The organism is Chitinimonas sp. BJB300 (assembly GCF_002735695.1).
GTDB lineage: Bacteria > Pseudomonadota > Gammaproteobacteria > Burkholderiales > Chitinimonadaceae > Chitinimonas.
On sequence record NZ_PDZH01000156.1, the window covers coordinates 1 to 7,335 of the forward strand.

General features: G+C 58.5%; 2 protein-coding genes. Both read right to left on the reverse strand.

Features of this window, described 5'->3' with window-relative positions; all coding sequences use genetic code 11:
* Window positions 1-106: 106 nt before the first annotated feature.
* Window positions 107-1,720, reverse strand: a complete 1,614-nt coding sequence (locus CSQ89_RS18615) for an autotransporter family protein (RefSeq protein ID WP_099407568.1) — start codon at window positions 1,718-1,720, stop codon at window positions 107-109.
* 99 nt (window positions 1,721-1,819) lie between these two features.
* Entirely contained in the window at window positions 1,820-6,808 is a 4,989-nt protein-coding gene (locus tag CSQ89_RS18620; protein ID WP_158229044.1) for a beta strand repeat-containing protein, read from the reverse strand.
* Window positions 6,809-7,335 lie beyond the last annotated feature (527 nt).

The following is a 7,335-nucleotide window of genomic DNA, read 5'->3' on the forward strand; positions in this document are numbered from 1 at the left end:
AATCGGCACGATGTTCCTGCACCATACGCACCGCACGTTCGCGAACTTCCGGGGAAAAGGGGGTCGTCTTCTTCATGGCACTATTCTCTATGATCAAGAAGCCTCCTCAAAACCCGGGGCGGTTCACTTTTCCCCGCAGGCCGAGCACCGAAAATGTACTGGTCGTATCATGGGCTTTACCCGACAACGCAGCTGCACCACCGGATTCGGTGAGTGCGGCTTGTTTGACCCGAACGCTTGCCAGCATCGCAACCGGTTCGATTTCGGTCGCAGGCCCGGTCGGTATACGATATGCGATCTCAGCAAAAGCCTGCCGTCCCTTCACATCGTAATTTGCTGCCAGCGTATTGTTGATGGCACCGACCTGGACGTGGCGAGTGGTGTCCATTTCCCCCTGACTCCAGCCCAAGCCGCCCCGAACGCGCAAGGTTTTCGACTGAGTACCGGCGTAGAGAAGCAACTGCTTGTTTTTCAGGCTGCCATTACTGGAACGGGCAGTAACATCCACATCGGTATCGGTTATCGCGCCGGCGGCACCGATGCGCCAGTTACCCGCTGTTACCGTATCCACGCCCATCACAACGCCCCGTTGTTTACGATCCAACTTGGCGGCGTTGCCATCTTCCTTGTGTTTCCCCCAGTTATGGACCAGCTGTACCCATGCACCCGATTCGCTTTTGGATGCGCCATATAGCCGTGATAGGGTGGCTTCACGCGAGATGCGCGCATCTTCTTGTCCGCTGAGGATGGATGCGGTGTGAATTTCCCCGGAAGTGGCATCAAAAGCCGCGCGTGCATTGGCTGCATCCATCGCGACGACAGCGTCAAAAAGGCTGTTGCCTGTTCCCAGGGACTGCAAGCCACCTGCAACACCGCGCTGATTGGGTGTCTGGGCGATGGTACTGAAGTCCACGCTGTTACGAGCCAGTTGCAAATAGACATTGGTAGTGTCGTAAGCCAGCGTCGGGTTAAGGAATGCCAGATTACTGGTAGCTTGATCAAACTTGCCATTGATCGCCCCAGTTACTGTGGCGACCGTATAGGTGGTGGAGGGCTTGTAATTACCGTTTTCTGCCAGCACCCTTACCGTACCGCCTGTGATGGTCATATTGCCGGTACCTTGCAACTGGTCGTGGCTGCCCGCTGCATTGATTTCAACTTCATAGACTGAACCCGGTGTGAAATGGATGTCGTTGCTGACCTTCAGCGTGCCGATCGAGTTACCCGGCGCTGTAATGCCACCCATGTTTACGGTGAGTGCACCGATTGTGCCGTTACCACCCAGGGTGCCGCCGGTATCCACCATGACGGCGGATGGAAATGTGCCGTTGACGGCAAGCACGCCGCCATTGACGGTGGTCGCGCCCGTGAAGGTGCTTACGCCGGTCAGGTTCAATGTACCGGTGCCGCTCTTGATCAACCGGCTGTTGCTGTTGCCCGCCAACACACCGCCAAATTCGGTGGTGGTGCTTTGGTCCAGGATCAGTGTGCCATTGTTGAAGTTGAGGGTACCCTCTGAGCCTGACAGCCCTGCAACGGTCTGACTGCGCCCACCGAGGTCAAAATTACCCGAGGTAAGGACGAGCGTGGTGACAGGGTTCAGGTCTGCCGCCAGGATAAGTCTGCCGCTTTTGACGATGGTTGCACCGGTATAGGTGTAGGTGCCGGTCAGGCGTACTAGTCCTGCCCCTTCTTGACGCAGTTCACCGTCACCGGACAAGGCACCGGTGTAGTCGTAATCATCCGACCGCGCAAAGATCAGCGTGCCATCGTTATGAATGGCGCCAGTCAGGTCGCCACTGGCACCACCATTCCCAATCTACAGCGTGCCATTACGTTGCAAAGTCACATTGCCGGCCAACCGGCCCGTCAAGAGTACGCTGCCGGCGTCAATGTTGGTGTTGCCGGCGAAGCTGCTGCTGTCGCCCGTCAGTGTCAGTTTCCCCGTCCCTGTCTTACTGATGGCGCCGGCGCCGCTGACCGAGCCGGCAAATTCGAGGTCATCCGTGCGATTGAAAGCCAGTGCTGCATTATTGATGATATTGCCTGCAAGATTGCCGCTATTGCCAATTTGTAAGGTACCGGCACAGATGATGGTGCCACCAGTGTGGGTGGTATTGCCGGCAAGCGTCAGGACGCCGGCACCCTTTTTGACGAGTACACCACTACCACTGACTGCGCCAGCAAAGCTGACGTCATCGGACCGATTGAATGTGAGTATCGCGTTGTTGGTGATGTCTCCAACCACATTGCCCGTTGCACCACCGTTGCCCAACTGCAAAGTGCCGGTGCTGATGGTGGTACCACCGGTATGTGCGGTGGTGTTGGTCAGCATCAGCACACCAGCGCCTTGCTTGATGACGGCACCGCTGCCGCTGATGGCACCGGCAACGTTGATGTCGTCATACCGATTGAATGCCAGCGTCGCGTTGTTGGTGATATCGCCGGCCAAACTACCGTTGGTAGTGCTATCACCGACCTGCAAGGTACCGGCGCTGATCGTCGTACCGCCGGTATGGCTGGCAGCGCCGGCAAGGGTCAACACTCCGCTACCTTGTTTGATGAGTACACCGTTGCCGCTGATGGTACCGATGAAGTTGCTGCCATCTGACCGGTTGAAGACCAGGGTGGCGTGGTTGGTGACATCGCCCACAAGGCTGCCTGCCGTGCCGCCATTCCCAATCTGTAGCGTCCCGGTATTGATGGTAGTGCCGCCGGTATGGCTGGCTGCATTGGCGAACGTCAGCGTGCCACTGCCTTGTTTGATGAGCGCGCCGCTGCCGCTAAGGGTGTCGGTGAAGCTGATATCGTCCGACCGATTGAATGCCAACGCTGCGTTATTGACCACACCTCCTACCAAGCTGCCGCTGGTGCTGCCGTTGCCAATCTGTAATGTACCGGCGCTGATGGTGGTGCCGCCGGTATAGGTATTCGCGCCAGATAGCGTCAGTGTCCCAGCGCCCTGTTTGATGAGCGCGCCGCTGCCACTGATGGTGTTGGTATAGCTGATGTCATCCGACCGGTTGAAGGCCAGCGCCGCATTATCGGTGACGTCACCCGCCAAACTGCCGCTGGTGCCGCCATTACCGATTTGCAAGGTGCCGGCGCTGATGGTGGTGCCACCGGTGTGGCTGGCAGCGTCAGCGAGTGTCAGTACCCCAGTCCCCTGTTTGACCAGCGCGCCGCTGCCGCTGATGGTGCCGCCAAAGCTGCTGTCATCCGACCGGTTGAAGACCAAGGTGGCGCTGTTGGCGATATTGCCGGCGAGGCTACCGCTGGTGCCGCCATTACCAATCTGCAGGGTACCGGCACTGATCGTGGTGCCTCCCGTATTGGTATTCGCGCCGGCGAGTGTCAGCACCCCTGCGCCTTGCTTGGTGAGTGTGCCAGTACCACTGATAGCACCGACGAAGCTGAGGTCGTCCGACCGGTTGAAGACCAACGCTGCATTATTCGCGACATCGCCGACGATGCTGCCGGTGGTGCCACCATTACCTACTTGCAAAGTACCGGTACTGATGGTGGTGCCGCCGGTATAGGTCTGGGTGTTGGACAGCATCAGTATCCCAGCCCCTTGTTTGATGAGCGCACCGCTGCCACTGATGGTGTTGGTATAGCTGATGTCATCCGACCGGTTGAATGCCAGTCTGCCATTGTTGGTGATATCACCTGCCAAACTGCCGCTGGTGCTGCCATTACCCACTTGCAAGGTGCCGGCGCTGATGGTCGTGCCGCCGGTGTGGCTGGCCGCGTCAGCCAACGTCAGTACGCCCGCACCCTGTTTGATGAGCGCGCCGCTGCCGCTGATAGTACCGCCGAAGCTGCTGTCATCCGATCGATTGAAAATGAGGATGCCGTTGTTGGTAGCATTTCCTGCAAGGCTTCCGCTGGTGCTGCCATTACCGACCTGCAAGGTACCGGCGCTGATCGTGGTGCCCCCGGTGTAGGTATTTGCACCGGTAAGTGTCAATGTGCCGTTTCCCTGCTGGGTAAGCGCACCACTACCGCTGACCACGCCGGTGTAGCTGATGTTGTCGGACCGGCTGAAAACGAGGGCCGCATTATTGGTGATATCGCCGACAAGACTGCCGGTGGTGCCGCCACTGCCTATCTGCAAGGTACCCGCGCTGATTGTGGTACCGCCCGTATAGGTATTGGCATCCGAGAGTGTCAGCACCCCGGCGCCTTGCTTGGTGACTGAGCCGCTGCCACTGATCACATTGGCAAAACTGATGTTGTCGGACCGGTTGAAGGTCAGCGCCGCATTATTGGTGATATTGCCTGCCACGCTGCCGGTGGTGCCGCCACTGCCGATTTGCAGCGTACCCGCGCTGATCGTCGTGCCGCCGGAATGGGTATTGGTACCCGAGAGTGTCAATACCCCGGCGCCTTGTTGGGTAAGTACCCCAGTGCCGCTGATGTTACCGGTGTAGCTGAGATTGTCCGACCGGTGGAAGGTGAGGGCGGCATTGTTGGTGACATTGCCTGCCAGGCTGCCAGTGGTACCGCTATTCCCGACCTGTAAAGTACCGGCACTGATGGTGGTACCGCCGGTATGCGTATTGGTACCGGAAAGCGTCAACACTCCGGCGCCTTGTTTGGTCAGCGCCCCTGTGCCGCTGATGTTTCCGGCATAGCTGATGTTGTCGGACCGGTTGAAAGTAAGGGCGGCGTTGTTGGTGATATTGCCTGCCAAGCTGCCGGTGCTGCCGCCGTTACCGATCTGCAAGGTACCGGCGCTGATGGTAGTGCCCCCGGTGTAGGTATTTGCACCGGTAAGCGTCAATGTGCCATTTCCCTGCTGGGTAAGCGCACCACTACCGCTGACCACGCCGGTGTAGCTGATGTTGTCGGACCGGTTGAAGGCGAGGGTGGCGTTGTTGGTAATGTTACCTGCCACGCTACCGGTGGTGCCGCCGCTGCCAATCTGCAAGGTGCCTGCACTGATGGTGGTGGCGCCGGTATAGGTATTGGCGCCCGTCAACGTCAGCGTACCGATGTCCGCCTTGGTCAAGCCGCCGGTGCCCGAGATAGTGCCCGAGAACGTCTGGTTACCGCTGGTGCCGGCTGTCAGTGTGCCGCTGCCCAGCGTTACGTCGCCCGCCCCGTTTACCGCCCCGAGGGTTTTACTGAAGTTGTTCAGGTCCAGCGTCGCACCGGCGCTGATAGCGACATCATTGCTGTCTGCAATCCCGCCTACCGCACCCAGTCTTAAGGTACCGGCCGATATAGTTGTGGTACCGGTATAACCATTGGCACCTGAAAGTACGAGTGTGCCTGCGCCGGTTTTGTTCAAGGAACCGGCAGGTGTGCCATTGCCGACATACCCCAGCACTGTGGTAGTGGTGCCAGTGGCCGTGTCCATTGTGGCGCTGCCGTTTAAGTAGATGTAGCGGGTATTTTCCAGCGAGGTTGTATTGGTAACAGCCAGGGTGGTGCCAGTGCCTATCGTGACATTGTTGTAGGCATCACCCAGGTTGGCTGCTGCCCCGATTGACAGCGTACCGCCGGTGATTGCGATAGCCCCGACGAAATTATTGGTGGCAGAGAGGGCCAGGATGCCGCCACCTGTTTTATTGAGCGCTTCGGTAACACCCGAAATCACTTGCCCGTTACCACTGATCTCGTTTCCGTAGGTTACTGTGCCGGAAGTCACCGAAACACCGAGACGCAGGCCGTTGAGGTAGATACCCGCACCGGTTGATGTGCCGGTAACGCCGTTGCTGCCAGGAAATGCGCTTGACCCGGCTCCCGTCCCACCCGCACCCGCACCCGCACCCGCAGTCCCGCCCGTCACCGAAGCGCCGCTGATGGCGGTGTCGATGATTGTCAGTGATCCACCGGCATCGACAAAAATAGCACCGCCACGTCCCGCGCCGCCATTACCGCCATTACCGCCATCAGCCCCAGGGCTATTGACGCCGTGCTCAGTGGCACCTTGTCCCCCAGTACCACCTGTACCGCCGCCGCCACTGCCTGCGCCACCAGACATGCCAGGGGCGGAATAGTCTCCATTGCCAGCTGGTTGTTTGCCACCACCACCGCCACCACCCGCACCTAAGGCAGACCCAGCTGTTCCGACTGTGGCATTGCCACTATGGCCACCCGTACCACCTGCGCCGCCACCGCCAATGGTGGTACCGCCATTCAGCGTGCCCCCAGCACCGCCGTTGCCACCGTTGACCATGTCTGCCGATGTATTTTGAGCACTCCCCCCTGCACCGCCTGTACCGCCTAGCGCACTATTGGAACTGAAACTGACACCCGTCAATGTCACGTTGGCACCGCCGCCGACGAACAAGCCACCCCCGGCACCGGTGCCACCCCCGCCACCCGCACCCGACCCATAGGCTAGTGGGACAGTGTAATAACCAGCGTAACCTGCCTGGCCAGTACCACCCTGGGCGCGCGTGTTGGAAATAGTCAGCGAGGAGATATTGACGGTGGGTGTCTGAGCGCCTTGGATGGAGATGCCTTGGTAGGTGGATGCGCCATTGATCGTCGCCCCTCCACCATTGATGTTGACGGTGACATTGGCGGCGCTGGCCTGTAGGGCCGCTAGCGAACTACTGAGCGTAAAGCCGGAGGTGATGTTGATGTCGACTGTCGCGCCTGCTCCAGCCGCGCTGACAGCCGCCATGGCGGTTGCCCAGTCTGATTCGTTGGCGACATTGATGGCAAGACTGTGGAGGGGAAAGGCCAGCAATATGGCCGCTACGCTGCGACGCAGAAGATGTCGGGCTGTTGTTGGCTTGCACCGTTGGACAGCAGTGCGGTCGCACACTGTGGAAGAGTTACGACGTGCCATGCAGGATCTCCTCGACAAAAGACAGCTAAAAGCTAACGGTTGCCTTCAGTCTTTGGGCAGATCAGTTATGACCAAATGTGACAGCGCAACGCTTATTGATCCTCTCGTCTTATAAGCTGCACGCCGGTTGTTCAAGGTTTATTGCGCGAAGAACGTTATCAGCACCGACTTGTGAGGTGTGGCTAAGACATATTTGGCACGAGCGCCCCTGGTTTATTACCATGCCTCCTTGACGGGGTGATTGCATGGTCGGTGAGCTGGGGCTTGGATGTTCAAGGTCTCGCGAACTAGAGCTAGGCGAAAACACCCGAGGAAGCGGCGTTTACAAGTGGTAAATGCGCATCCCGAGGGTGTTTTCAACGCCGTATTGCTGACGCGTAGCTGACTATTAGTCAGGTTTTGATGTTACGCAGTGCATACGATAACCTGTCGCCATGAAGAACAAAGAACTCGATTTGTACACCGACTATTTGCTGAGCACGTTTGGTGCGGCGACAGCAACGGGCTTGTCGGCGATGGTAGGTGGT

Excerpts from the sequence above, each read along its gene's own strand:
- CSQ89_RS18620 (WP_158229044.1), bottom strand. The coding sequence starts at position 6,808 with ATGGCACGTCGTAACTCTTCCACAGTGTGCGACCGCACTGCTGTCCAA.